We start from the raw sequence: 26545 nt of genomic DNA, 5'->3' as shown, positions 1-26545 counted from the left end.
CTCCGGATTGGTCATGTGTTGCTTCCAGGCCCCGCCAGTGATGCATTGAGACGTAGAAGCCCGAGTGAAGGAGCCGCGGGCGGCACGCCCGCCGCGACCATGTCGTCGATCAATTTCGCTGCCGTGGTCGCGGTGGCAAGGAAGCCGATCGTCTCCAGTACATCGTCGAGACCCCGCCGCGCGGCGTCGTCTTTTCCGCCGGCGGCGGAACGCAGTGCGGCGAGCGCCTGTCCATTCGTCAGGTCGTCCCATTCCAGCCAGTCGACATCGATGCCTTCCGCCAGGTTGATCATGCCAAGATAAGTTGTCTCCTTGAGGATCAGCCTGATGAGGACACGCTTTCTGCGGCTGTCCAGGCGCGGCATGAGGTGAAGCACGAACAGCGCCGGTTTGCCGCCTTCGGCGATAAGCGTATCCGCCATCTGCGTAAGGGCGGCTTCGCTCCCTGAGGCGGCGACCATTCGTGCGATCAGGATGTCGGCTTTATTGTCGGCACCAAATTGCCAGCCTCCTATGAATTCGGCTTCCGTAGTGTTGAACCGTTCGGTAAGGTCGACGAGGTTGCATATCTCGAACAGTTCGGCGCGGCGTTGCTCCTGCACTTGGGATTTTAGTTTTGCTGGAGTGTAGATCGTCCGGCGGCGGATGAAGCCCGATCTGCCTTCAGTGATAAAGGCGGCGAGTTCGGCTACGGGATCGTCCGGTCCACCGTCGCTCGGGCGAACGTGCTCTCCTAATCTTGCCAGCAGCCGGCCAGCCAGTTCGCGCACCTTGCCGGACCTGTCGGCGGAAAGGCTTTTCAGGAAAGGCACGTCCTCGGCACTCAGGCCGAAGCGCATAAGCTCGACCAGCGCAAGCCTGACTTCCGCCGGTTCGCCCGACGCCTTGGCTTCGATCAACATTCGAGCCGATGTCGGGTCGGTACGGCGCATATCGGCAAGGACCAAGCGTCGCGCGGCGGGATAGAACTCATCCCAGTTTTCCGCAGTCAGTTTCTCTTGTGGGGCAAGCCTTTCCCCGTTCATGCTTGCTTGCCAGTCTACCCATGGTGCGTAGACGTCCGGGCTGTTCTGATCCGAGGGCATCCAGTCCATGGGATGGAGCACAAAGCCGCGGCTGGCGACGAGCGCCGCCACGCGTGCCTTTCGCCTCGCGTCGGCGGCGTGCTTCAGAGCGGCTCTCAACAACGGCCGAAATCGTGCCGGCAGAATGGGCAGGGCAAGTCTGGGCAGCGGCGGACGACGCTTGAGTGTCGTCGGCGCGGCCGGCCGCAGCGCGACGTCGAGCGCTTGTGCTGCGATTGCCAGGAGCCGGCGCTCCTGTTCGTCGGGACTTGCACCGCCGGCGATTGCCTTCCATCCGGCCGGAGCCAGATCGAACGTAGCACCGCCGGTGATCCAGCAATCGCGCATTGCCGCCAGGCCTGTTTGCTCGCTTTCGTTCACGCCAGATCAAGCCTCCCGAACTCGCTTTGCGCCGCCAGAAGCTCAAGCCGGGCGCCGTTCCAGAGCGCTGCCGTGGCTGCAAGGTCGAGGCCGAGCAAGGTTTGATCTACCGCGCCGGCGATCGGCAAGGCGATCCCCTGCGGTTCATCCTCCGCCTGCCACCATGCCGTGCCCCGATCGTCGAGCAGGATAGCACCGGGCGGCAGCATGAGGGGACAATCGGCGATCCAGGGCGCGGCGTCCTGATGGGAAGCATGCGTGGCGAGCGGATCCTTCGCGGTGCCAAAAGCAAAATCGGGCCACGCGCCGGGCACAACCTCCCCCATGCGCTCCACCACGAGGGCGCGGAGCGGCAGGCGTGATGGATAAAACACCAGTCGGGCATTGAAACGGTCGCCTGGTGCAAAAGCGTTGGACCGGCGCCCGGCCGAAGCCGGGAAAAAGTCGAGCAGCACGGCAAATTGCGGGGTGGCGCTTTTCAAATCGAGCAGCCAGGTCGAATGGCTGACCAGACCATCGCGGCGGCTCTCGATCTTCTCGCCGAGAACTTCCCAGAGGCTTTCAACCTGTCTTGCATCCGGACTGCTGAGAACCTGTTCGCGGGGTTCCGACGTTGATACGAGGCGCTTCAGCTCGGGGTCGTCGGGCTCCGACCGCCACGCCTTGGCCAGCAGCACGAGCTTGCCGAGCTCGCGGATTGCCGCATCAGACCGTTCCTCGCTGCGCAGCGCCATCAGGCGCGACGGAATCTCGTCGATACGGCCGGCGAGCGCGGCTGCCTTCATATCGACCAGCCGCGCAGCAATCCGCCGGCAACGGTCGCTGCTGGCGTCGACAAACCCGGACAGACCGAGCCGTAACTGGTCGGCAATCCACTGGTCAAGCTCATCGAGCCCAGCCGACACTGCTTCTCGTGTGCTTTCCGCCCGCTTGCGCTGCGCCGCCTCGCGACGCTCCAGCGCCGCGATGTCTTCAATGGCGGTGCTCTCGTCGGCTTGTGAGGCTTCGCCGATGCGCTTGGCTTCCGCACCGGGTACCGGTTGCGCCGGCTGTGGCGTTGTCTTCCTGCGTCGGCCAAGCCAGTCATTCACCCATTCCGGCGTGGTATTGGCAGCGGCAAAACTGGCTGGCGCGGTGGCGGCAATCCACATCAGGGCCAGAGTGTGCTTGCATGGGAATTTGCGCGAAGGGCAGGTGCATTTGTAGCCGTGATCACCCGTGTCGACCACCACTCGATAAGGATTGGAGCCGGAGCCCTGGCATTCGCCCCAGATGAGCGCCTGCTGCTCATGCTTTTCGAGCCGCGGCCAGTTCGTTCGTTTGGTGAGCTTGGAGGCGGCGCTCAGCGACGCCTGATCGGGAGCAAGCGCCTCAATGGTTTTCAGATCGAATTCCAAGCCGCGCTTCTCCCCGCCCCGACGCAGTATAGATAGCGGTTTGTGAAGAATTATTATAGCTCTGGCATGGTGAAGATTGGCATGCCTTGGCCCTGTTTTGATGGGCCGGGACATGCCTCAGACGCAAATGGGGTCGACTGTTATTCGGCAGACAGAACGGGCTTTGGTAGCCGGCGGCCTAGGCGGAAGCGTTCAGGCTCTGCCCTTCAGGAACTCGATCACCATTGCCGCGGTCCAGGTGAAGCGATTGCCGCCGAGCGGCTCGCCGCTGAGGGGATCGTAATATTCGGCAAAACCGCTCTCGGCGATCAGCTCGAGACTGGATTGCGTGATCCGTTGTGCGATTTGGCTGTGGCCGGCGGCGGCAAGGCCGTCGGCGATCATGTAGTTGACCACCAGCCAGACCGGGCCGCGCCAGTAGCGCTTTGGGTCGAAGCGCCCATCCTCAGGATCGTGCGACGGGACGATGTAACGCGCTTTGCCGGCGATGCGCTCGATCGTTGCAGCGATGGTCGCTGCCCGGCTTTCCGGGATGGCCGAAAATACCGACAGAATGCCGCCGACCGACGCGCTGTCAACATGCTTTCCGGCCACTCGGTCGAAACAAATGTACTGGCCATGCGCGTCGCTCCACAGCCGTTCCATTGCCGAAAGCCCCTTTTCGGCACGGGCGCGATTGGCTTCTGCGATTTCGGTTTCGCCAAGTGCCTCGGCGAGATCGGCAAGGTCGGCGGCGGAACGGATCAGGATGGCGTTGAAGCCGGGATCGACGACCTGGAATGGCGAGGCATCGTGCAGCCGGGCATTATCCCAGCCAAGCCCGCGGAAATGCTGCAACAGCCAGACATAGCGGTCATACTGTGCCTTGGTTGGACGATGCGCCGGATCGGCGTGCAGGATGTCGCGGCGGGTGTAGGGCTCGACGCCTTCGGTCGGCACGCGCTCGAACGCCTCGTCCCAGTCGATCGAGTTGTCGCGGCCGGACTCCCATGGGTGGATTATGGCGACCAGCCCTTCGCCGTCCGGGTCGCGATTTTCGTAGAACCAGCGGTGCCAGGCATCGATTTTCGGCAACAGCGCGCGGGCGCGATCGGCCGCCAGGGCCTTGTCCTTGGCCTGGTCGAACAAGCGGCGCACGGCAAAGCCGGCGACCGCCGGCTGGGTGATGCCGGAGGTGGCAGTCGGGCGGTTGGTTCGCCAGACCTCCGGCCCGGGGAAATAGCCGTCGCTCCAGACATGGAAGACGATGTGCGGCACCATGCCGTCTGGCCATTGGTGGGCGAACAGCGTGTCGATCTCGGTCCAGGCGCGCGCCTCGTCATAGTGGGCAAGGCCGAGCGCGGTCAGGCAGGAATCCCAGTTCCACTGAAACGGGTAGAGCCCCTTGGTCGGTATGGTATAGGTGCCTTGGTCATTTTCCCTGAGCACCTCGACGGCGCGGGCGATGGTTTCGTCGACAGCAAGAGATATCATCGGGGCGTTCGTACTTTCAGAATCGAAGGGGATCAAAGGGCGTTGGTGGTTTCGGGATCGAACCAGCGGATGCGATCGGGTTTGGGCGAAAGCCGCAAGTGATCGCCGACGGCGACCGTGGCATTCGATTCGAGGATGGCGCGGAACAGGCCGCCCTCGACGTCGCAGGTGACCAGCGTGTGCGGTCCGAGCGGCTCGACAACGCGCACGGTGGCGTTAATACCTTCGTTGCCGGCGTCCACATCCTCGGGGCGAATGGCGAATTCTATCGTCTGCTTGTCCGATTTGGGGCCGGGCAGCGTCAGCCCGGCGACGGTCCAACTGCCGTCGGCCGTCTTCGTCGCCGGGATGAAATTCATCGGCGGGTTGCCGATGAAGGAGCCGACGAAGCGGGCCGCCGGATTGCGGTAGACCTCTACCGGCGAGGCGGCCTGGACGATACGGCCCTGATGCATGACGGCGATGCGGTCGGCGAGGCTCATCGCCTCGACCTGGTCGTGGGTAACGTAGATGGTGGTGGTCTTGGACGCCGCGAGCACACCTTTGAGCTCGGCGCGCATTTCGAGCCGCAGCAGCGCGTCTAGGTTGGACAGCGGCTCGTCCATCAAGATCACGTCAGGCTCCATCGCCAGGGCCCGGGCCACAGCCACGCGTTGGCGCTGACCGCCGGAAAGCTGGCCCGAATAGCGCTTCAAAAGCTGTTCGATATGCATGAGCTCGGCGGTGCGGTTGACGCGCCCGTCGACCTCCTGCTGCGGCAGCTTCTTCATGCGCAGGCCGAAGGCGATATTCTCGAATACCGTCAGGTGCGGAAACACGGCGTAATTCTGGAACACCATAGCGATGCCGCGTTCGCGCGGCGGCAGATGGTCGACGCGACGGCCGCCGATCCAGACCTCGCCCTGGCTTGGCGTTTCCAGCCCGGCGACGATCCTCAGCAGCGTGGTCTTGCCGCAACCCGAGGCGCCAAGCAGCACCATGAATTCCTGGTCGGCGATGGTCAGGTCGATCGAATGCAGCGCTGTGAAGCCGCCGAAACGTTTTGCCACCTGCTTGATGACGATCTCAGCCATCGGCGTTCTCTTTTGTGCGCGTCATCGGTTGGCGATCCCCCACATGGCGAACAGATATTTGCGAACGGCGAAGATGAAGATCAGCGCCGGAATGACCAGTGCCGCGCCACCGGCAAATTTGAGGTAGAGCGGCGATTCGCCGAGGCTCTGCAACAGGAAGGCAGTCAGCGTCCGGTTCTCTATGGTGAGCACTGCGGCAGCAAACACCTCGTTCCAGGAGATGGTGAAGGCAAACACCGCCGACGCCGCGATGCCCGGCAGCGCCAGCGGCAGAATGACTTTTCGGAATGCCTGCAATCTCGTGCAGCCGAGCGTCCAGGCCGCCTCCTCCAGCTCGACGGGAATGCCGGAGAACAGCGAGAAGGTGATCAGCACCGCAAACGGCAGCGCCAGCGTGGTGTGGACCAGCGCCAGCCCGATCGCGGTGTCGTCGAGGCCGGTGCGGATGAACATCACCGCCAGCGGCAGCGCCAGCAGCGGCAGCGGGAAGGCGCGGGTCATCAGCACAAGGAAACGGAACGTTTCCTTGCCCGGGAATTCGAAGCGCGACAGCGCGTAGCCCGCGGGTGCGCCGAAGCCGATCGAGAGGAGCATCGTCAGCGTGGCGACGAGAACGGAGTTCCACAGCGCCTTGGCGACGCCGGCGAAATTGATGAAGAAAGAAAGGCTGCCGAAATCGAATGACGGGAAGAAGCGCTTGGGAAAGGCGGTCACCTCTTCCGGCGACGACAGCGCGTTGACGATCAACAGATAGATCGGCAGCAGCACCCAGACGCAAAGCAGGATGACCGTTGCGACCAGCAACCAGTTGCCGGCTTTGCGGGCCTCAGGCGCGGCAATCGAGAGCTCCGCGACAGTGCTCATATGCGAGTCTCCTTCGGCACACGCAGCACCCGCAGGAAGAACAGCGTGAAGCCGATCGAGATGGCGAGGATGAACAGCGCCATGGCGGCGGCGACATTGTGGTCCTGCAGCGTGAACTGCCAATTGTAGGTCTCGCCCATCAGCACCGGCAGATTGGTGCCGCCGAGTGCTGCAACCACGGCAAAGACCTCAAAGGCAAGGATGACGCGCAGGATGATCGCCGTCTGCAGGCTTGGGCGCAGCAGAGGCAGCGTGATCTTGATGAAGCGCTTCCACGGGCTAGCGCCAAAAACCTCCGCCGCCTCGTAGTATTCCCGGGGGATCAGCCCCATGCCGGCGACCAGAATGACCATCATGATGGCGGTCGCGCGCCAGATCTCGGCCAGCGCCACGGCGATGAAGATCGTCAGCTTGCTCTGGTAGCCGAGGAACATGACCGGCCTGTCGATGACGCCGAGATTGGAGAGCAAGGTGTTCAGGAAGCCGGACTGGTCGAAGATGGCGAGCCAGATCAGCCCGGCAGCGAGATCGGAGATGCCGAGCGGAATAGCGAAGATGTAAAGCGCAGCGCTGCGCCCGGTTTCAAGCCGCGACACCACCGTTGCCATCAGCAGCGCCATCACCAGTTGGATCGGCACGACGATGGCGCTCAGCAGCAGCGTATTGCGGACAGTGACCGGAAACTTCCAGCTGCCCGCCATGGTGCGGAAATTGTCGAGCGTAAAGCCGCCGTCGCGGGTGAACGCCTCGAAGGCGACCAACACGAACGGGTAGAGGAAAAAGACACCGAGAAACAGCGTCGCCGGCGTCAGCAGCAGATAGGGCAGGGCCTTGCTGTGCATGGAGCGCTCTCTATTCGAAGCTTCAAAAGGGGTGGGCGCCCGGCGCGCTGGAAATCCGGACGCCCGGGAGGATTCTTAATCGACCGGGCAGGCGCCTTGCGAGGGCTTGTCGGGCGCCCAGCATGGCGCCTTCGCCTGGTCGATGATCGCCTTCAGCGCCGTCGCCTGTTCGTCGAGCACGCCGTGCACATCCTCGCCGCCGAGCACGATGCGCTCGAAGCTGTCGGTGTAGATCTGATTGAACTTGCCGCCGAGGCCGCCAAGTCCCATCGGCAGCAGCGCCGGCAACGCATCGGGAGCTCCGGTCATGGTGGCGATCACTGGGCTGAAGGCCTTCACCGAGGCCGGCATGTCGTCGGGCAGCTTGACGTCGACGATGGGAAAGAAGTTTGTCGCCTTCAGCGTCGCGATCTGGGTTTCCGGTTTCAGCATATAGGCGACCAGCGCCTTGGCCTTGTCCATGTCAGGCGAGGTCTTCGGGATAGCGACACCGGCCACCACCGGCATGTAGCCGCGGCCTGCCGGGCCAGCCGGCGCCGGGAAGGCGACAAACTCGTCGGGTTTCTGGTTGAAGGCGTCGGCGAGGCGCGCCACGTGATCGAATGCCACCCAGACTTCGCCGGTCAGCAGCGGCTCCTGCATGAAGGCATAGTTGGTCGAATTCGGGTTGGTGTATTGCCACAATTCCTTGAACTTATTCCACGCCGTCTCGGCCTCCGCCGAGCGGAACTTCGTCACCATCGAGCCGGTATACGATGGAAGGAGAAAACCCTCGAAGAAACGGTGCTTCAGCCCTTTCGGGCCGGCCGGAAAACCGAATTTGGGCGAACCGGTCTTTTCAGCGATGTTTTTCGCCCACTCGATCAGTTGGTCATAAGTGATGGTGTTGAGATCGGTGCCGGCCGGCAGATATTGCAGCGCCTGTTTGTTGGCCGCCATCAGGAAGGTGGCCTGCATCCATGGCAGGTACTTCTGCTCGCCGGTGCCGAGCATGCCGAGCTTCTTGTAGGTCTCGTTGACCTTGACGCCACCGAGATCGACGCCAGAGAGATCGACAAGGTTCGCGCCGACGGTGGAGAAGTCTCCGTGCAGGCCGCCGAGCACGCCTATGGTGCCGGAGCCGGCCTGCAGTTCGGCCTGAAGGCGGGTGAGCCAGGGCCCGTCCTCGGCGACCTGATAGTCGACCTGGCCGTCAAACCCCTTCAGCACTTCGCTGCGCATCTTCTGTGTCTCTTCCACTGGTCGCGCCTGTGTCGACCAGAACAACACCTGCTGGGCTTGTGCTGCGCCGGCAGCAAGCGACAACGCCAGCACCGCACCTGCCAATGTCCTCAACGCATTCATCGTCCTCTTCCTCCCTGGTTGTGCGCCGCTAAGGCGTCAGTTCCGTCCTGTGGGTGCCGGGCCATGGCTTGCCCGCGAGACAAGTGTCGGCCGGACCAGCCGCGTCAGTGGCGCGTCCGGCCTGTCGCCGATGACGGTCAGCAGCATCTCGCCGATCTCGCGCGCGCACCGGCGGATCGAGGCGTCGAAAGTGGTCAGCCCCGGCGGCGCATAGGCGGAGGCGGCTATGTTGTCGAAGCCGATCACCGAAAGGTCGCGAGGAATGGCAAGTCCGGCGCGCCCCGCCTCTTCCATCACAGTCAGCGCCAGCTCGTCGAACAGCGCGACAATCGCCGTCGGCCGCTCGGTGGCGTGCAGAAGCCGGTTGATTGCCTGGATGCGGGCACCGCGATCGAAACGCGGCGCCGTCGCCACATCGAGCCTGACGGACGGATCGCCCCGGCGGGCGATCGCGGCGGCGAGCCCGTCCTGTCTGAGATGGCGAAATGTCATCGGCTCGGAAATCGTCACCAGGCCGAAATGGCGGTGTCCGAGATCGTAGAGCATGTCGAAGGCCTCGCCGAATGCGTGCGCGCCATCGGTATCGAGCCAATGGTAGGCAAAGTCGCCGTCGAGCAGCCGGCCATGCGCGACGAACGGGAAATTGCGGTGACGCAGATAGGCAAGCCGCTCGTCGACCTCGGCGATGCGGGTGACGACGACCCCATCGGCGCGTCCGGATTCGACGACATGGCGAAGCACGGAAAGTTCCGACTGGCCTTGCGCCGCTGCGGCCAGGATCAGGTCGGAGCCGTGCGAAACCAACCCTTCGCCGAGCCCGGTGACGAATTCGCCGAGGAAGGAATCGACCAGATTGGGGCCGCGGATCGGAAGCACCATGCCGACAAAGCCGCTGCGGCCGGAGACCAGCGTGCGGGCTGCGGTGTTCGGCACATAGCCGGCCTGATGCGCAGCCTCGGCGACACGTTGGCGCGTTTTCAAGGCAATTTGCTCGTGACCGGCAAGGGCGCGCGAAACGGTGGTAATCGACAGGCCGAGCTGCGCAGCAAGTTCCTTGAGGGTGGTAACGCGGGCCGGCATCGTTCCTCCCGAACGAAGTTTGAAACGTTTGTAATCACTTCAAGCGAAATTGCAAACGTTTTAAATGGTGCGCGGTCGGTGTTGTTTCTTGCCCGTTGGTTAGCGCGGCCCCTATTCGGCCCCGGCCGGCAAGCTCCTGGCCGGAGATTTAAACGCAGCGGTTGCTTGACTCGGGCGACGCCTTGTGAAAAATTTTGCAGCAACTGATAAAAATATCAAAGGGCGGAAATGGTTGGTTTTGGCAACGGCCTGCTGCGCGACGATGAGACCGGCATGGCAGCCCGCGCCGCATGGCTTCATTATGCTGGCGGCCTGACCCAGTCGGAAGTCGCCAAACGGCTTGGCCTGACCAGTCTCAAGGCGCATCGCCTGATCACCAAGGCCAATCAGGAAGGCCTGGTCAAAGTCTACATCGACGGCGAAGTCTCCGAATGCGTGGAGCTTGAGGATGAGTTGTCCGGCCGGTACGGCCTCGACTACTGCGAGGTGGTTCCGGACTTCGATGCCGAAGACCTGCCGCTCAAGGCGCTCGGCATTGCTGGCGCGCAGTTTCTCAAGCGCGAGATCGAACGCGGCGAAGAGGCGCTGATCGGCGTCGGCCACGGCCGCACGCTTGCCGCCTGCGTGGAATATCTGCCGCGCATATCGGCCGGCAGGATCCGTTTCGTCTCGCTGCTTGGCGGCCTGACGCGCAAGTTCTCGGCCAATCCGCATGACGTCATCCACCGCGTCGCCGAGCGGACTGGTGCGGAGGCCTATGTGATGCCCGTACCGATGTTCGCCAACACGGTCGAGGATCGAACGGTGTTGCTCGGGCAGAAAGGCGTCAGCGATGTCTTCGACCTCGCCAAGGTCGCCGACTTGCTCATCGCCGGCATCGGCACCGCCGAACGTGAGGCCTCGCTTGTCGCCACCGGTATGATCGAGAAGGGCGAGATGGAGGAGATCCGCCGCAACGGCGGTGTCGGCGAACTGCTCGGCCATTTCTTCGACGATGCCGGAAAGGCCGTTGCGACGACGCTTTCCGACCGGGCGCTGGCACTGGCGCGCGAAGACATCAGCAACCGCAGGATTGTCGCCGTCGCCGGCGGCAAGGTGAAGGTTCGCGCTATCAAGTCAGTGCTGGAGGGCCGCTATCTCAAAGGCCTGATAACCGACGAGCGGACGGCGCGATCGCTCGTAGAAAAGACGCCGGTCGGGTAGCCGGCAACCATTTCGTTGAAACTACCCTGTGGAGGAGAAGAAAAATGCATGAGAAAGAGAAAGACCTCATCGACGCGTTCCTGCGTGGACAAGTCGACCGCCGTGGACTGATCAAGGGCCTCGGTGCAATGGGCCTTGCCGCCGGCACCGCCGGCACGCTGCTCAACCTCGGGCAGACCCGCGCCCTGGCAGCTGATTTCGACTGGCAGGCGCATAAGGGCAAGACCATCAAGCTGTTGCTCAACAAGCATCCTTACGCCGATGCGATGATTGCCAACCTCGACAATTTCAAGAAGCTGACCGGCATGGAAGTTGTCTATGACGTGTTTCCCGAAGACGTCTATTTCGACAAGGTCACTGCTGCGCTGTCGGCCAGCTCGCCTGAATACGACGCCTTCATGACCGGCGCCTACATGACCTGGACCTATGGCCCGGCCGGCTGGATCACCGACCTCAACGAGTGGATCAAGGATCCGGCCAAGACCAACACAAACTATGCCTGGGACGACTTCCTGCCCGGTGTCAGGAAGTCCTGCGCCTGGAACGGCCAGCCTGGCGGAGCGCTCGGTTCCGACGACGCCAAGCAGTGGTGCATTCCGTGGGGCTTCGAGCAGAACAACATCACCTACAACAAGGGCATGTTCGACAAGGTCGGCGTCAGCGTTCCCGGCAACATGGACGAGATGGTCGCTACCGCGGCGAAGCTCACCAAGGATGTCGGCGGTGGCGTTTACGGCATCGGCGTGCGCGGCTCGCGCTCCTGGGCGACGATCCACCCGGGATTCCTGTCGGCTTACGCCAATTTCGACCAGAAGGATCTGAACGTCTCGGCTGACGGCAAGTTGTCGGCCGCGATGAGCACCGCCGAATCCAAGGCTTTCCACAAGCAGTGGGTCCAGATGATCCAGGAGAGCGGCCCCAAGGACTGGTCGACCTACACCTGGTATCAGGTCGGCACCGATCTCGGTGCAGGCGCCTCGGCGATGATCTTCGACGCCGATATCCTCGGCTACTTCATGAATGGCGGCGACAACAAGATGGCCGGCAAGCTTGCCTTCTCGGCTTTCAAGGCCAATCCCGCCGCCAAGGCGCCGACGCCCAATATCTGGATCTGGTCGCTGTCGATGTCCAACTTCTCGAAGGACAAGGACGCCACCTGGTACTTCATGCAATGGGCATCCGGACCCGAGCATGCATTGTTCGGCGCGACCAAGATGGACTTCGTCAATCCGGTTCGTCAGTCGGTCTGGAAGGACGAGATGTTCCGCGAAAAGCTCAACAAGAGCTATCCGGGCTATGTCGAGATGTTCGACGTCTCGGCGCCGGGCGCCAGCATCAAGTTCACCCCGCAGCCGCTGTTCTTCGACCTCACTACAGAATGGGCGGCGACGCTGCAGAAGATGGTGGCCAAGGAAGTGCCGGTCGACGAGGGTCTCGACAAGCTGGCCGAGAGCATCAACAGCCAGCTCAAGGAAGCCGGGCTCGGCTAAGCCGCGCCAGGGCTGGCCCGCCCGGCGGGCCAGCCTTTGAGATGTTATACGTTTGCGACGCGGTGCCGAGCGGTGCCGCCTGCTCGCCCGACCGGCCGCCTTGCTCCCTTGGGCGGCCGGGACGGCGAAGCAACAGGATGACGGAGCAGCAGATGACTGCGGCGACAATACAAAGAAACAGGCCGTCGGGCTTCAGGATCAGCAAGCGGGTGCTGCCCTATCTCCTCAGCCTGCCGGCCTTGCTGGTCTGCATCGGCATCTTGATCCCATTCTTGACCTCGGTGGTCTATTCGTTCCAGCGCTACCGGTTGAGCCAGCCCTGGGCGCGGCAGTTCAACTGGGGCGACAACTACATCTCCTTCTTCACCGACCCGAAGTTCTGGAACACGTTGCAGGTGTCGCTGCTCTACGCCGGCATCACCGTTGTGCTCGAACTGCTTCTCGGTCTCGGCATTGCGATGCTGCTGCAAAAGCGCTCGACGCTGAACAACTTCATCTCGATCATGCTGTTGATGCCGCTGATGACGGCGCCGGCGCTCGCCGCGCTGATGTGGAAGCTGATGACCAACCCCGGCTTCGGCGTGCTCAGCTACCTTGCCAGCCTGATCGGGCTGCAGGATTTCCGCTGGGCCTCGTCCCCGTCGACGGCACTGCTCACCGTCGTCCTTGTCGACATCTGGGTCTATACGCCCTTCATCATGATCCTGCTGCTCGCCGGCCTGCGCAGCCTGCCGACGCAGCCCTTTGAGGCGGCAGCGCTCGATGGCGTGCCGAGGAGCTTCGTCTTCTTCCGCATCACCTTGCCGATGCTGACCCCCTATATCCTGACGGCGACGTTGTTCCGCCTGCTCGATTCCATCCAGCAGTTCGATATCATCTACGCCATGACCCAGGGCGGTCCGGGCGACACGCTGACCGTGTTCCAGGTTGAGGCCTATCTCAACTTCTTCCAGTCGACCAATGTCGGCCGCTCGGCGGCGCTGATGATCATCCTGTGGGCGATCACCTATTTCCTCTCGAACATTTTTATCAAGAACTGGCTGCGGCTGCGCGAACGCGCCCGCGGCCAGGCATAGGAGGCTGGCATGGAACACACCTCCCTTCTCGAACGCATCCTGCGCGGCATAGCCCTGGCGCTGGTCGTGATCTTCTTCATGTTCCCGATCGTCTGGATCCTGATGATGTCGTTCCAGACCAATGAGACAATCCTGCGGATTCCGCCGCAGCTTGTCTTCGAGCCGACGCTCGCCAACTATACCGCGTTGATCACCGGCAAGCTGATGACGGCGGCCGGCACGCTCGACATCGCCTTCATGCGCAATCTCTGGAATTCCGTCTTCCTGTCCGTCACTTCGGTTGCCGTCGCGCTGCTGCTTGGCGTCCCGGCGGCTTACGCCTTTGCACGGCACAAGTTCCGCGGCTCGGAGGACATCGCCTTCACGCTGCTGTCGTTCAGGTTTGCGCCGGCGCTGCTGGTGCTCCTGCCGCTCACCCTCTACTTCCAGAAGCTTGGGCTGGCCAACACCTATATCGGGCTGATCTGGGTTTACCAGCTGATCTGCCTGCCGCTGATCCTGTGGATCGTGCGCGGCTATTTCGAGGACATTCCGGCCGACATCGAATATGCGTACCGCATCGCCGGCCATTCCTGGTTTGCCACCTTCCGCAAGATTGCGCTGCCGCTCGCCGGCCCCGGCATCGCGGCTGCCGGCTTGCTCGCCTTTATCTTCGCCTGGAATAATTTCGTCTTCGCGCTGGTGCTCGCCTCGGCCGATAAGCAGCCGGTGACGGTCGGCGCGCTTGCCTTCATCACGTCGTCGGGCATCCAGTACGGCCAGATTTCGGCGGCGATCGTGCTGTCGATCACGCCGACCCTGGCGCTTGCGCTTTATGCGCAGCGTTATCTGGTCGAAGGCCTGTCGCTTGGCGCGGTGAAAGGATAGCTCCCATGGCAAGCCTCGAGCTGCGAAATATCGTCAAGCGCTACAAAAGCCAGACCGTTCTCGACAATCTGTCGCTGACCGTCGCCGACGGCGAAACGCTGGTCCTGTTCGGTCCGTCCGGCGCCGGCAAGACGGTGCTGTTGCGGCTGGTCGCCGGCGTCATCGATCCGGAGGAAGGAAAGATCCTCATTGGCGGCGAGGACATGACCGATGTCGATGCCGAGTTCCGTGGCGTCGGCATGGCCTTCCAGAACTTCGCGCTGTTCCCGCATATGACTGCGTTCGACAATATCGCCACGCCTTTGCAGGCGAAGCACTCATCGCAAGGCACGATAAAGACCGGCGTCGAGAGCGTCGCCAAGCTGTTGAAAATCGGCCATGTGCTCAGCCACAAGCCGCGGGCGCTGTCCAATGGCCAGAAGCAACGCACCGCGCTTGCCCGCGCCCTGGTCGGCTCGCCGCCGCTGCTGCTGCTCGATGATCCCTTGCGCAACGTCGATGCCAAATTGCGCTTCGAAATGCGGCTGGAATTGCCAAGACTGCTGGCGGATCGTGGCGCGACCGTCATCTACGTCACCCAGGACTACAAGGAAGCGATGGCGCTCGGCGACCGCATCGCGGTGATGTCGCAGGGCGTCGTCAAACAGCTCGGCACGCCCGAGCAGATCTATCGCGAGCCGGCCAATGTCGAGATTGCCCGGCTGTTCGGCGACCCGACCATCAACCTTCTGGACGTCAAGCCGGCGCGGGACGCCAAGGGCATCTATGTCGGCCTGTCCAACGTCCAGGTCCATCTTGCCGGCGCTCATGAGGCGGCGGTCGGCCGCGACTGCGTGATCGGTTTGCGGCCGGAGGCGCTGGCGTTTGTCGATGAACGCACGCCCGGCGCCATCCCGGTGACGGTCGAGGCCGAGACGCCGCTCAACGAGAAGATCGTCACGCTGGTGCGCACCGTGCGCGGCCGTGAAATTCTGGTTTCGCGTCCTTCCGGGACACCGGGCCAATCCGAGGGCAAGGTCTACATTGCCGTCGACAGTAAAAGCGCCCTTTTGTTCGATCGCACAAGCGGCGAGCGCATCGGCTCGAAAAACGTCGTCAATTTGCGCAGCGGAGAAGCGGCATGAGCCCGACCGCAATCACCATTTCGGGCGTCGACAAGTTCTACGGTCCGATCGACCGTGGCGTACACGCCGTCAAGAACCTGACGATGGAAATCGCCAAGGGCGAGATCGTGGCGCTGCTCGGCTCGTCCGGCTGCGGCAAGACCTCGACATTGCGCATGATCGCAGGCTTCGAAGAGGTCTCGCGCGGTAGCATCTCGGTTGCCGGCCGCAAGGTGCACACGTTGCCGCCGGTCAGGCGCAACGTCGCAATGGCTTTCGAGGGTTATTCGCTCTACCCGCCGCTGACCGTGCGCGAGAACATGGCCTTCGCCCTCAAGGCCGCCAGGCTGGCGAAGAGTGCGGTCGATGCAAAGGTTGCCAACATCGCCAAGCTGCTCGAGATCGAGGACATTCTCGAGCGCTATCCGAGCTCGATCTCCGGCGGCCAGCAGCAGCGCGCCAGCCTCGGCCGGGCGCTGATCCGCGAGGCCGACCTGCATCTGCTGGACGAGCCGATGGGCCAGCTCGAGCCGCAGCTTCGCGCCGTGCTGCGCGGCCGCATCAAGCATTTCATCAAGGAGCGTGGCCTGACCGCGATTCTGGTCACCCACGACCAGACCGAGGCCAATGCGCTGGCCGATCGCATCGCTGTCATGGAGGGCGGCGTGCTGCAGCAGTTCGATACGCCTGACAGGCTCAAGGAGCGGCCGGCAAACCTGTTCACCGGCACCTTCGTTGGCGAGCCGCCGATGAATGTCTTCGAGGCCTATGTCGGCACGGCTGCCGGCAAGATCAGTCTCAAGCTGCCCGACGGGCTTTCGCTCGACTACGACAAGGATGCGTTCAGCGGCCCGGTTCGCGACGAATTGCTCAACCGGCAGCGCGTCGTCATCGGCGTCAGGCCCTATGCGGTCCGCCGCTCCAAGGATGGTGTGCCGGCGACGGTTTCGGCCAATCAATGGCTCGGCGACCAGACCCATATCGCCGCCGATTTCGCCGGCGGTTCGCTGGTCCTGGTCGAACATGACCGAACTCGCTTGGAGCTTGGCGCGCCGATCAAGATCAGCATCGATCCGAAAAACCTTCACGTCTTCGATCAGGCGAGCGGCAATGCCATTTCGCACGGCACGGAGCTTGCTTGATGCAGGATGTGCTGATCGGCATCGACGCCGGCACGTCTGTCATAAAATCCGTCGCCTTTGACACGGCGGGCAGGCAGATCGCGTCCGCCGCGCTGCCCAATAAATACGAGACACTGCCGGGCGGCGGCGCCGAGCAGGACCTGACACGCACCTGGGCCGATACCGCGACGACCTTGCGCGAGCTTGCCGACAAGGTGCCGGATCTCGCCAGCCGGACCATTGCCATCGCCGTGACTGGGCAGGGCGACGGTACCTGGCTGATCGACAAGGATGGCGAGCCGGTTGCCAAGGGCTGGCTGTGGCTCGACGCGCGCGCTGCCGCGGTCGTCGAGGAGATCCGCGCGCGGCCGGAGGACCGGCTGCGCTTCGAAAAGACCGGCAGCGGGCTCGCTGCCTGCCAGCAGGGATCGCAGTTCGTGTTCATGAAGCGCCACATGCCCGCGATGCTTGCCAATGCAGCGACGGCGTTCCACTGCAAGGACTGGCTCTATTTCAAGTTGACCGGGCACCGCGCCACCGACCCGTCCGAGGGCACCTTCACCTTCGGCGACTTCCGCACGCGCGGCTATTGCGATGATGTGCTCGAGGTACTCGGCGTCACCGATCTCCGGCATCTGTTGCCGCCCATCGTCGATGGCACCAGGCAAAGCACCTCGCTGTCGGTGGCAGCAGCCGATGCGACCGGCCTGCTCGCCGGCACACCGGTCGTTCTGGCCTATGTCGATGTCGCCTGCACGGCGCTCGGCGCCGGCCTGTTCGATCGCGAACGCAAGCCGGGATGCTCGATCATCGGCTCCACCGGAATGCATATGCGGCTTGCCGAAACGCCGGACGAGGTTCTGCTCAACGAGGCTGCAACCGGCTACACGATGACGATGCCGGCACCCGGCGTCTTTGCGCAGATGCAGTCGAACATGGCGGCAACGCTCAATATCGACTGGGTCCTTGGCCTCGCCTCCGGCATTCTCGCCGCGCAAGGTATTACGCGGACCAATGGCGAGATGATCGCGCTGGTCGACCAGTGGATATCGTCGTCCGAGCCAGGCTCGCTGCTCTACCAGCCCTATGTCTCGGAGGCCGGCGAGCGCGGGCCGTTCGTCGATGCCAATGCCAGGGCCGGCTTCATCGGCATTTCGTCCAAGCACGGCTATGCCGACATGGTCCGCGCGGTGTTCGAGGGGCTGGCTTTCGCGGCACGCGATTGCTACGCCGCCATGGGGCCACTGCCCAAGGAAATCCGCCTGACCGGCGGAGCGGCCAGGAGCCCGGCTCTGCGCAAGATCCTGGGTGCTGCGGTCGGCGCCGACATTCGCACCAGCGAGCGCGAGGAGGCCGGTGCTGCGGGCGCCGCAATGATTGCTGCGGTCTGCGTCGGCCAGTACGCATCGATGGACGATTGCGTCAGTGAATGGGTCACGCCTTTGCTCCGTGCGGCCGAGCCCAGCGACCGGAAACTTGCCGGTGCCTATGAGGCGATGGCTCCGTCCTACACATTGGCGCATGAGGCGCTGCGGCCGGTCTGGCGTTCGATGGCCGCGTCCAGGCAAACCGACGTGAATTGAGAAGAGCATGCCCAAGAAAATTGCGATCATCGGCGACCGCTTCATGCTTCCGGAAGTGTTTCGCGAGAAAATCGAGGCGGCCTGCGGCGACAACCTCGACATCCGCAGCATTGAGACCGCTTGGCCCGACGAGCCGATGCAATTCGGCAATGCCGCGCTCGGTCTGGACAAGGTCAAGGAGTATTTCGGCGATCCCGACGAGGTGGTGGATTTCATCGGCGACGCCGAAATCTTCGTCACCCAGCTTGCGCCGCTCTCCGAAAGCATGATGCAGCGCCTGCCCACGCTTAAGCTGGTTGCGGTCTCGCGCGGCGGGCCGATCAACATCGACATGGCCGCCGCCAAGGCCCACGGCATCACCGTGGTCAATGTGCCCGGCCGCAATGCCAGCGCCGTAGCCGAGTTCACCATCGGCGCCATTCTCGCCGAAACGCGGCTGATCCGCGTCGGCCACGAAGCCTTGCGCAAGGGCGAGTGGCGCGGCGATCTCTACCGTGCCGACCGTACCGGCCGCGAGCTCAACGAAATGACCGTCGGCGTCATCGGCTACGGCAATATCGGCACCAGGCTGGTTCGGCTGCTGCGCGCCTTCGGCTGCCGCATCCTGGTCTGCGATCCCTATGTGCAATTGAGCGCCGAGGACCGCAATGCCGGCGTCGAGCTGGTTGCGCTGGACGATCTGCTGTCGCGCTCCGATGTGGTCACGCTGCACTCCCGGGTCACCGAAGAGACGCGCGGTCTGATCGCCAAGGACGCCATCGCCCGGATGAAACCCGGCGTGATCTTCGTCAATACCGCGCGCGGACCGCTGGTCGACTACGATGCGCTCTACGAGGCGCTCGTCTCGGGACACATCGGCAGTGCTATGCTGGAGACGTTCGCCGTCGAGCCGGTGCCTGCCGACTGGCCCTTGCTGCAGCTGCCGAACGTGACGCTGACGCCGCATATCGCCGGCGCGTCGGTACGCACCGTGACCTACGCGGCCGAGCAGGCGGCCGAGGAAGTGCGCCGCTTCATCGCCGGTCTGCCTCCGGTCAATCCATGCTGACGACAGGGCATAGAGCGAGATGAGCGGTGAAACCGAAATCGTCGACCTCTTCGTCATCGGCGGCGGCGTCAATGGCGCCGGCATCGCGCGCGATGCGGCAGGCCGGGGGCTGTCGGTCATTCTTTGCGAAAAAGACGATCTCGCCGAGGGCACCAGTTCGCGATCGGGAAAGCTCGTTCATGGCGGTTTGCGCTATCTCGAATATTACGAGTTCCGCTTGGTGCGGGAGGCGCTGATCGAACGCGAGGTGCTGCTCGAATCCGCGCCGCACATCATCTGGCCGATGCGCTTCGTGCTGCCACACAGCCCCGATGACCGGCCGGCCTGGCTGGTCCGGCTCGGCCTGTTCCTCTACGACCATCTTGGCGGCCGCAAGCGGCTGCCGGCCACGCGTACGCTCGACCTGCGCACCGCGCCCGAAGGCGCGCCGATCAAGGACGCCTTCAAGCGCGGCTTCGAATATTCTGACTGTTGGGTCGATGACGCTCGCCTGGTCGTCATCGACGCGCTCGACGCCGCTGAGCGCGGAGCCAGGATATTCACCCGCACCGCCTGCACAGCCGCCCGTCGCGAACACGGCGTGTGGTCGGTGGAGATGCGCGACGGTCGAACCGGCGTCAGGACCACAGTCCGGGCACGGGCGCTGATCAACGCCGCCGGACCCTGGGTCAACGACGTCATCAACCGCGTCGCCGGCCAGAATTCCAGGCGCAACGTGCGCCTGGTCAAGGGCAGCCACATCGTTGTGCCGAAATTCTGGGAAGGGCGGCAGGCCTATCTCGTTCAGAACAGCGACAAGCGGGTGATCTTCATCAATCCCTATCAGAACGATCTGGCGCTGATCGGCACCACTGACATTCCCTATGAAGGGCGACCGGAGGACGTGACCGCCGATGCGAGCGAGATCGATTACCTGATCAAGGCAGTCAATCGCTACTTCAAGCGCCAGCTCGCACGAAGCGACGTCGTCTACTCGTTTTCCGGCGTCAGGCCGCTCTATGACGACAATGCCGACAATCCGAGCGCGGTGACCCGCGATTACATATTCGAACTCGACGCACCGGCTGGGCAGGCGCCGCTGCTTTCGGTCTTCGGCGGCAAGATCACCACCTTCCGCAAATTGGCCGAGCACGCGCTCGACCGTATCGCCCCGTTCTTTCCGAAAATGGGCAAGCCGTGGACCTCGAAAGGGCACCTGCCGGGCGGCGATATCGCCAATGCCGATTTCGAGCAGTTTCTGGGCGACCTCGGCCATGAATTTCCCTGGATGCCGGCATCGCTGGTCAAGCATTACGGCAGGCTCTACGGCACAAGGACGCGCGATCTGGTCGGCGCGGCCACCTCGCTCGCCGAACTGGGCCGGCGCTTCGGCAAGGATTTTTTCGAGCGCGAAGCCAATTACCTGTTCGAGCATGAATGGGCCGAGACCGCCGCCGATATTCTCGAAAGGCGCACCAAGCACGGCCTGCATCTGTCCGCCGCGGAAAGAACCGCCTTCGAGGACTGGTGCTCGAGCCGGCTGGCAAAGGCCGGCTGATGGCCTTTACGCTTTCGCTCAACACCAATCCGCTGGTCAACCGCTTTGCGGAGCCGGACGACCTGATCGACGCGATCGCCTATCAGATCGGTATCAGGGACGTCCAACTCACCCATGAATTCGTCAATCCCGGCTGGCCGGCGGCGACGATCGCCAAATTCGTCCGCCTGTTCCGCTCCGCGCTCAACCGCACCGGTGTGCGCGTGACCTCCGCGATGACCGGCCCTTACGGCCGGCTCAATCATTTCGGCCATCCCGATGCCGACGTGCGGCGCTACTACGTCGACTGGTTCAAGACCTTTTCAGAAGTTTCGGCCGAGCTCGGCGCCGCGGGCATGGGCACGCAATTCGCGATCTTCACCCACCGGGATTACGACAATCCGGAGCGTCGCGCGCGGCTTTTCGACATCGCGCTGGAATGCTGGCGCGAGGTCGCCGAGCATGCCAAAGCAGCCGGCTTGACCTACCTGTTCTGGGAGCCGATGTCGGTCGGCCGCGAATTCGGCCATACGATCGAAAGCTGCCGGGCACTGCAGCGCGAGATCGAAGCGGCCGGCATGGCCGTCCCGTTCAAGATGATGGTCGACATCGACCATGGCGACGTGACCTCGAGCAATCCGGCGGACACCGACCCTTATGCCTGGGCCGAAGCCTTTCCCAGGCAATCGCCGATCATCCACGTCAAGCAGTCGTCGATGAACAAGGGTGGTCACTGGCCGTTCATTGCCGCTCACAACAAGGACGGCCGCATCACGCCGGAAAAGCTGCTGGAGACGGTTCGCCGTGGCGGCGGCGTCGACAACGAGATCTGCCTCGAATTGTCGTTCCGCGAGCGCGAGCCCGTCGACCACCAGGTCATCGCCATGATCCGCGAGTCGGTCGACTACTGGGCACCATTTATCGAGACCGGCAGGGCCGATCTCTTGCCGCGAGCATGATCGGATGAGCAGGAGCTGAGGCAGCTCCTGCTCAGAACCGGAATACGTCAGCCAAATTTCGGATCGAGGCTTCCGGACTTGTAGCGCTTGGCCATTTCCGACTGCGGCAGCGGCTTGATCTTCGGTGCGTTGCCGGCGGTGCCGAACTGCTCGAAGCGCTCCTTGCACAGCTTCCGCATCGCGGCCATTGCCGGCGTCAGATATTTGCGCGGATCGAATTCGCTCGGGTTCTCGGTCAGCACCTTGCGGATCGCACCGGTCAGCGCCATGCGGTTGTCGGTATCGATGTTGATCTTGCGCACCCCATGCTTGATGCCGCGCTGGATCTCTTCGACCGGCACGCCCCATGTCGGCTTCATCTGGCCGCCATATTTGTTGATGATCTCCTGCAACTCCTCTGGCACCGAGGACGAGCCGTGCATGACGAGATGCATGCTCGGTAGACGGCGGTGGATTTCCTCGATGACGTTCATGGCCAGTACAGCGCCGTCCGGCTTGCGGCTGAACTTGTAGGCGCCGTGGCTGGTGCCCATGGCGACGGCCAGCGCATCGACGCGGGTGTCGCGCACGAATTGTTCGGCCTGCACCGGGTCGGTCAGCAGCTGGTCGTGGCTGATGACGCCCTCGACGCCATGGCCGTCTTCCTGCTCGCCGCCGCCCATCTCCAGCGATCCAAGCACGCCGATCTCGCCTTCCACCGAGACGCCGCCCCAATGCGCCATGTCGACGACGCGGCGGGTGATGCCGGAATTATAGGCGTAGTCGGCCGGCGTCTTGCCGTCTTCCTTCAGCGATCCGTCCATCATCACAGAGGTGAAGCCGTGCTGGATCGCGGTGACGCAGGTCGCTTCGTTGTTGCCATGGTCGAGATGCATGCAGACCGGGATATCGGGATGGATTTCGACCAGCGCGTCGATCAGCTTGGCCAGCACCACATCGTTGGCGTAGGCTCGCGCGCCGCGGCTCGCCTGCAGGATAACCGGCGATTTGGTCTCCTCGGCGGCCTCCATGATGGCGAGACCCTGTTCCATATTGTTCATGTTGAAGGCAGGCACGCCATAGCCGTATTCGGCGGCATGATCGAGCAATTGTCTCAGTGTGATGCGAGCCACTCAGTAGTCTCCCGTATCCGGTTTCGAGCCAGTGTTTGCGGGCCGTTCGGTTGTCGTCGAGCCCCTGATGCTTCTGGCCGGATTTCCGCGGCACCGCAACCGCTGGGCGCTCGGCCGGCAGCAATTCTTGTTACAGGACGCGACCAGAAGCGTCATGACATCCCATAGAGATATAACATTATCACAAAAAATTTGGTGGCGTGTGCGACGTTTGCTGTTATGTCTCGGAACCGGATTGCACGAGGAAGCCGCGGAATGAAGAGCGACGGCCGTCGGCAAGGCATCATGGATTTTCTGATGGACATCGGCACCGCCAGTGTCGACGATCTTGCCTCACGCTTCGGCGTGTCAAAGATGACTGTCCACCGCGACCTCGACGAGCTCGAGGAAAGCGGCTTCCTGCGCAAGGTGCGCGGCGGCGCCTCGATCCAGCCGAGCAGCCTTTTCGAGAGCGATTTCCGCTACCGCCAGCGGCTGGCCGGCGACGAGAAGAAGCGCATCGCCGCCGCTGCCGTGACGATGATCGAACCGGGTCAGACGGTGATCATCGACGACGGCTCAACCGCGGGCGGCGTTGCTCGGCATCTTGCCGATCTGCGTCCGCTGACGGTGATCTCGAACAATCTGGCTGTCATCCAGGATTTGGCGGGCGTTGCCGGCATCAACCTGATTGCGCTCGGCGGCCAATACAACAAGAAGTTTCACGGCTTCTTCGGCCTGCTCGCCGAGGACACGCTGAAATCATTGCGCGCCGATGTCGCGTTCCTGTCGTCATCGGCCATCCATGGTGCCTCTGCCTTTCACCAGGATCAGGAAGTGGTCCAGACCAAACGGCTGATGATGGCCGCAGCAGCGCGCAAATATCTGCTGGTCGATCATGGGAAATTCGGCCGCACTGCCTTGCACTTCCTGACAGATCTCAAGGCCTTTGACACGGTCTTCACCGGCCGCGAGCCGCAGCCGCAGATGCGCGCCGCGCTGGATGGTGCCGGCGTTTCGCTGACAGTGATCGCAGAATAGGAGGGCACGTATGGTTTATTGGGTCGGCACCAGCTGGAAAATGAACAAGACGCTCGCCGAGGCGATGGCTTTCGCCGAGGCGCTGGCGGAGTTCGTCCCCGGTTTCGACGAGCGCATCCAGCCTTTCGTCATCCCGCCCTTCACGGCGATCCGCGAGGTCAAGAAAGCGCTGTCGCCGACGCGCATCAAGGTCGGCGCGCAGAACATGCATTGGGCCGACGCCGGCGCCTGGACCGGCGAGATCTCGCCGGTCATGCTGAAAGACTGCGGCCTCGACATGGTCGAGCTCGGCCACAGCGAACGGCGCGAGCATTTCGGCGAGACCGACAAGGCTGTCGGTCTGAAGACCGCGGCGGCGGTGAAGCACGGTCTCGTGCCACTCATCTGCGTCGGCGAGACCCTGGCTCAACGCGACAGCGGGCAGGCCGCTGCGGTGCTGGCCTTGCAGGTGCACGGCGCGCTGCAGTTTCTCGAAGGCGCGGCGAAGGCGGCGACGATCCTGTTTGCCTATGAGCCCGTCTGGGCGATCGGCGACAAGGGCGTGCCGGCCAGTTCGGACTATGCCGACAGGCAGCAGGCGCTAATCAAGAAAATCGCACGCGACCTGCTGCCGGTGGTGCCGCCGGTGCTTTATGGCGGCAGCGTCAATCCGCAAAATGCCGCCGAACTAGTCGGCCAGCCCAACATCGACGGCTTGTTCATCGGCCGCTCGGCCTGGCAGGCGGACGGCTATATCGACATCCTCAAGCGCGCCTCGGCGGCGATCTGAATCATCAAACAGGAAGGAAACGGAACATGAAAATTGCCATTGGAGCTGATAGCGCCGGCAAGCCGCTGCTCGACGTCATTGCCGCTCACCTCGCCACCAAGCCCGGCCTCACGGTCAACGACCTCAGCCAGGCGGGCTACTATGCCGACCTGTCGCAGAAGCTCGCCCAGACCATCCTGGACGGCGAGAACGATCGCGGCATCCTGTTTTGCGGCACCGGCATCGGCGTATCCATTTCCGCCAACAAGGTCCGCGGCATTCGCGCCGCACTCACCCACGACACCTATTCGGCAGAGCGCGCCGCGAAATCCAACAACGCCCAGATCATCACCATGGGCGCGCGCGTCATCGGCCCGGAACTGGCCAAGTCGATCGTCGACGCCTGGCTCGCATCGGAATTCGATGAGAAGGGACCATCGGCCGGCAATGTCCAGGCCATCGACAGGCTCGACGCGGCGAAGCGGGGCTAAGCCAGACTGTTCCGCATCGCCCTGATGATCGTCACGGCCGACGCGGCGCCGGGGTCCATATGCCCGAGCGAGCGCTCGCCGAGCCGCGATGAGCGGCCCTTGGCGGCGATCATGTCCTTGGTCGCCTCGGCACCTCGTTCGGCCGCTGCAAGTGCAGCCTCCAGGCTCTCGGACAGGCTCTTGCCGGCTTCCTGCGCGGCACCCGCTGCTTGCGCCGCCGGCAGCCAGGCGTCGACCATGGTCTTTTCGCCGAGCTCGGCCTTGCCGCGATCCTGGATGCCTTGCGCCATCGCCCGGAGCATGGCGATGATGTCAGCGTCCTCCAGAATTGCCTTGCCTTTGACGGCGGCCGCACCGCGCATGAAGGCGGTCGCATAGAGCGGGCCTGACGAGGCGCCCACCGCGTTGAGGAAGGATTTCGCCGCAGTGTTGAGCAGCGCCGTCGGCTCGGTCGCCGCGAGGTCGAGTTGCGCTAGTGCATCGCGCGCAGCAGTGAAGCCTAGTGCCATGGCGATGCCATGGTCGGCGTCGCCGATGACGCCGTCGAGTTGGCAGAGCCTGTCCTTGTCGGCGTCGATCGCCGCCGCGATCTCATCGAACATTCTTTTCAAGCCGACTGAATCGATCGAGGTCATGATGCTTTCTCAGCCGGCGCGGAACATGGCGCAGTCGCAAGGATGGTCGAGCATCGCCTGCAACTCGCCGTCGAGATGCATCAGCGTCACCGAGGCGCCGGCCATTTCGAGAGAGGTGCAGTAATTGCCGACCCAGGTCGCGTGGACGGAAACGCCGATCTCGTCGAGCCTCTGCTTGACCCGCCGATTCATGATGTAGAGTTCCATCAGCGGCGTCGAGCCGAGCGAATCGACCAGCACCGCGACCTTGTCGCCGCGCGCCGGCGCCATCTCGTCGAGGATATTGTCCAGCATCTCGTCTGTGATCTCGTCGGCGGTTTTCAATTTTCCGCGCGCGATGCCTGGCTCGCCATGGATGCCCATGCCGATCTCCATCTCGTCCGGTCCGATCTCGAAATTGGGCCGGCGGGTCTGCGGCAACGAGCAGGGCGACAGCGCCACGCCCATGGTGAAGGTGTGATCGTTGGCCTTCCTGGCGATACGCTCGCATTCATCGATTGACAGCATCTGGTCGCATGCGGCACCGGCGGCCTTGAAGATGAAGAAATTGCCGGCGACGCCGCGCCGCTTCTGCCTCTGGTCGCGCGGCGCCGAGGCGACATCGTCGGTGGTCAGCACGGTACGCACCTCGATGTCGTCCATTGCCGCCATTTCGGCGGCCATGTCGAAGTTCATCACGTCGCCGGCATAGTTGCCGTACATGAACAGCACGCCGGCGCCACCGCTGGCCGCCTTGGCGCATTCGAGGATCGGGTCCGGCGGCGGCGAGGCGAAGACATTGCCGATCGCGGCCGCGTCAGCCAGCCCCTTGCCGACGAAGCCGAGGAAGGTCGGCTCATGGCCCGAGCCGCCGCCGATGACAAGGCCGACCTTGTCTGGGCGCGGTCCGTCGCGGGCGATAATGGCGCGCGGACTGCCGTCCGCGCTTCTGAGGTGGCGCGGATGCGCGGCCAGAATGCCCTCCAGCATCTCGTCGACGGAGCGATTGCCGTCATTGATGATCTTCTTGGTCTGCACCGGCATCCTCCTGCTTCGTGAGATACTACAGCGCCTTA

Annotated in this window: 24 protein-coding genes; 13 read left to right on the top strand and 11 right to left on the bottom strand. The window is 63.3% G+C overall.

The features are described 5' to 3' along the window. Positions 1 to 11: 11 nt before the first annotated feature. The 8 genes from NKI17_RS01910 to NKI17_RS01875 form a co-directional block, all read right to left on the bottom strand. Positions 12 to 1445 (bottom strand): DUF5691 domain-containing protein, encoded by a 1434-nt coding sequence (locus NKI17_RS01910; protein WP_352905331.1) that lies wholly within the window; start codon positions 1443 to 1445, stop codon positions 12 to 14. Then, complete coding sequence (locus NKI17_RS01905; protein WP_023676035.1) at positions 1442 to 2842, bottom strand: SWIM zinc finger family protein; 1401 nt, start codon at positions 2840 to 2842, stop codon at positions 1442 to 1444. Before NKI17_RS01905 ends, NKI17_RS01910 begins: the two co-directional genes overlap by 4 nt. Before the next feature lie 192 nt (positions 2843 to 3034). Next, positions 3035 to 4315: an amylo-alpha-1,6-glucosidase gene (locus NKI17_RS01900; protein WP_023676034.1), complete on the bottom strand. Its 1281-nt coding sequence runs from the start codon at positions 4313 to 4315 to the stop codon at positions 3035 to 3037. Positions 4316 to 4347: 32 nt separating this feature from the next. Continuing rightward, positions 4348 to 5388: an ABC transporter ATP-binding protein gene (locus NKI17_RS01895; protein WP_352455248.1), complete on the bottom strand. Its 1041-nt coding sequence runs from the start codon at positions 5386 to 5388 to the stop codon at positions 4348 to 4350. Positions 5389 to 5409: 21 nt separating this feature from the next. Next, positions 5410 to 6252, bottom strand: coding sequence for a carbohydrate ABC transporter permease (locus NKI17_RS01890; protein ID WP_023676032.1), 843 nt, complete (start codon positions 6250 to 6252; stop codon positions 5410 to 5412). Beyond that, on the bottom strand, positions 6249 to 7094 hold the full coding sequence (locus NKI17_RS01885; protein ID WP_352905330.1) for a carbohydrate ABC transporter permease: 846 nt from the start codon (positions 7092 to 7094) through the stop codon (positions 6249 to 6251). The genes NKI17_RS01890 and NKI17_RS01885 overlap by 4 nt, the downstream gene beginning before the upstream one ends. 75 nt (positions 7095 to 7169) lie before the next feature. Beyond that, on the bottom strand, positions 7170 to 8438 hold the full coding sequence (locus NKI17_RS01880; RefSeq protein WP_352575559.1) for an ABC transporter substrate-binding protein: 1269 nt from the start codon (positions 8436 to 8438) through the stop codon (positions 7170 to 7172). A 36-nt stretch (positions 8439 to 8474) separates the two neighbouring features. Next, positions 8475 to 9518 (bottom strand): LacI family DNA-binding transcriptional regulator, encoded by a 1044-nt coding sequence (locus tag NKI17_RS01875; RefSeq protein WP_352569335.1) that lies wholly within the window; start codon positions 9516 to 9518, stop codon positions 8475 to 8477. A 228-nt stretch (positions 9519 to 9746) separates the two neighbouring features. Here NKI17_RS01875 and NKI17_RS01870 point away from each other — a divergent pair, with 228 nt between their 5' ends. The 10 genes from NKI17_RS01870 (at position 9747) to NKI17_RS01825 (ending at position 21484) form a co-directional block, all read left to right on the top strand. Beyond that, positions 9747 to 10721 carry a sugar-binding transcriptional regulator gene (locus NKI17_RS01870; protein WP_352905329.1) on the top strand — a complete coding sequence of 325 codons (975 nt, stop codon included), beginning with the start codon at positions 9747 to 9749 and terminating at the stop codon, positions 10719 to 10721. A gap of 44 nt (positions 10722 to 10765) precedes the next feature. Further along, positions 10766 to 12211: an ABC transporter substrate-binding protein gene (locus tag NKI17_RS01865; RefSeq protein ID WP_352905328.1), complete on the top strand. Its 1446-nt coding sequence runs from the start codon at positions 10766 to 10768 to the stop codon at positions 12209 to 12211. A 152-nt stretch (positions 12212 to 12363) separates the two neighbouring features. Further along, positions 12364 to 13287 (top strand): carbohydrate ABC transporter permease, encoded by a 924-nt coding sequence (locus NKI17_RS01860; RefSeq protein ID WP_023676026.1) that lies wholly within the window; start codon positions 12364 to 12366, stop codon positions 13285 to 13287. Positions 13288 to 13296: 9 nt separating this feature from the next. Continuing rightward, positions 13297 to 14154, top strand: coding sequence for a carbohydrate ABC transporter permease (locus tag NKI17_RS01855; protein WP_023676025.1), 858 nt, complete (start codon positions 13297 to 13299; stop codon positions 14152 to 14154). A 5-nt stretch (positions 14155 to 14159) separates the two neighbouring features. Beyond that, positions 14160 to 15278, top strand: coding sequence for an ABC transporter ATP-binding protein (locus tag NKI17_RS01850; RefSeq protein WP_352796135.1), 1119 nt, complete (start codon positions 14160 to 14162; stop codon positions 15276 to 15278). Further along, positions 15275 to 16399 (top strand): ABC transporter ATP-binding protein, encoded by a 1125-nt coding sequence (locus tag NKI17_RS01845; protein ID WP_352680414.1) that lies wholly within the window; start codon positions 15275 to 15277, stop codon positions 16397 to 16399. Before NKI17_RS01850 ends, NKI17_RS01845 begins: the two co-directional genes overlap by 4 nt. Then, positions 16399 to 17961: an FGGY-family carbohydrate kinase gene (locus tag NKI17_RS01840; RefSeq protein ID WP_352796132.1), complete on the top strand. Its 1563-nt coding sequence runs from the start codon at positions 16399 to 16401 to the stop codon at positions 17959 to 17961. The genes NKI17_RS01845 and NKI17_RS01840 overlap by 1 nt, the downstream gene beginning before the upstream one ends. Before the next feature lie 7 nt (positions 17962 to 17968). Next, complete coding sequence (locus tag NKI17_RS01835) at positions 17969 to 19009, top strand: 2-hydroxyacid dehydrogenase (protein WP_352796129.1); 1041 nt, start codon at positions 17969 to 17971, stop codon at positions 19007 to 19009. Positions 19010 to 19028: 19 nt separating this feature from the next. Beyond that, a complete protein-coding gene (locus NKI17_RS01830) occupies positions 19029 to 20546 on the top strand; it encodes a glycerol-3-phosphate dehydrogenase (RefSeq protein WP_352796127.1) in 1518 nt (505 codons plus the stop codon). Beyond that, a complete protein-coding gene (locus NKI17_RS01825; protein ID WP_352452428.1) occupies positions 20546 to 21484 on the top strand; it encodes a sugar phosphate isomerase/epimerase family protein in 939 nt (312 codons plus the stop codon). The genes NKI17_RS01830 and NKI17_RS01825 overlap by 1 nt, the downstream gene beginning before the upstream one ends. Before the next feature lie 47 nt (positions 21485 to 21531). Here NKI17_RS01825 and fba read toward each other — a convergent pair whose 3' ends face one another. Continuing rightward, entirely contained in the window at positions 21532 to 22596 is a 1065-nt protein-coding gene (fba, locus tag NKI17_RS01820) for a class II fructose-bisphosphate aldolase (protein WP_352905327.1), read from the bottom strand. Positions 22597 to 22851: 255 nt separating this feature from the next. Between fba and NKI17_RS01815 the strand changes: the two genes are divergently transcribed. The 3 genes from NKI17_RS01815 to derI are packed head-to-tail and all read left to right on the top strand — an operon-like array spanning position 22852 to position 24855. After that, positions 22852 to 23616: a DeoR/GlpR family DNA-binding transcription regulator gene (locus NKI17_RS01815; protein ID WP_023676017.1), complete on the top strand. Its 765-nt coding sequence runs from the start codon at positions 22852 to 22854 to the stop codon at positions 23614 to 23616. A gap of 10 nt (positions 23617 to 23626) precedes the next feature. Next, complete coding sequence (locus NKI17_RS01810; protein WP_352796121.1) at positions 23627 to 24385, top strand: triose-phosphate isomerase; 759 nt, start codon at positions 23627 to 23629, stop codon at positions 24383 to 24385. 26 nt (positions 24386 to 24411) lie between these two features. Then, positions 24412 to 24855: a D-erythrulose-4-phosphate isomerase gene (gene derI, locus NKI17_RS01805; RefSeq protein WP_352796119.1), complete on the top strand. Its 444-nt coding sequence runs from the start codon at positions 24412 to 24414 to the stop codon at positions 24853 to 24855. Here the strand turns inward: derI and dhaL are convergent. Beyond that, entirely contained in the window at positions 24852 to 25490 is a 639-nt protein-coding gene (gene dhaL, locus NKI17_RS01800; RefSeq protein WP_352452422.1) for a dihydroxyacetone kinase subunit DhaL, read from the bottom strand. The two genes, derI and dhaL, sit on opposite strands and share 4 nt — an antisense overlap. Positions 25491 to 25499: 9 nt before the next feature. Next, the gene (locus NKI17_RS01795; RefSeq protein WP_352905326.1) at positions 25500 to 26507 is read right to left on the bottom strand and encodes a dihydroxyacetone kinase subunit DhaK; all 1008 of its coding nucleotides are present in this window, start codon (positions 26505 to 26507) and stop codon (positions 25500 to 25502) included. Between the last annotated feature and the right edge of the window lie 38 nt (positions 26508 to 26545).

It is taken from the genome of Mesorhizobium sp. M0816, from assembly GCF_040320005.1.
GTDB lineage: Bacteria > Pseudomonadota > Alphaproteobacteria > Rhizobiales > Rhizobiaceae > Mesorhizobium.
The sequence above is the reverse complement of the archived record's forward strand: the minus strand, read 5'-3'. Positions and strand labels throughout refer to the sequence as shown.